We start from the raw sequence: 240 nt of genomic DNA, 5'->3' as shown, positions 1-240 counted from the left end.
GGTTCACGACACTGTATCCATTTTTGTTCGATGGGGGATTGCAGGAACTCTTTGACGTCGTCGCCGACACCGCCCGCGTCCGGGAAACGCGCATCCAGCGTGGCAACGACCGCCGCCACATCCTGTTTGCCATCCACCAGTTCGAGGATCGCCACGGCGGTCTCGTTCAATTTGGCCATGCCTTCGGGATAGAGCACCACATGGCTATCCTGCGCCGCTTCCCACTGCATGCGGTAGCCG

The 240-nt window shown here is 60.4% G+C and carries 1 protein-coding gene; it reads right to left on the bottom strand.

All coding sequences use genetic code 11. The features are described 5' to 3' along the window. On the bottom strand, window positions 1–240 hold a 240-nt coding region (gene pqqD, locus KVT28_RS26490), incomplete at both ends, for a pyrroloquinoline quinone biosynthesis peptide chaperone PqqD (RefSeq protein ID WP_217551278.1).

The sequence above is a fragment of the Pantoea sp. GbtcB22 genome (assembly GCF_019091025.1).
Taxonomy (GTDB): domain Bacteria; phylum Pseudomonadota; class Gammaproteobacteria; order Enterobacterales; family Enterobacteriaceae; genus Pantoea; species Pantoea leporis.
Note: the sequence above shows the minus strand (reverse complement) of the source record. Positions and strands in the feature narration are given on the sequence as shown.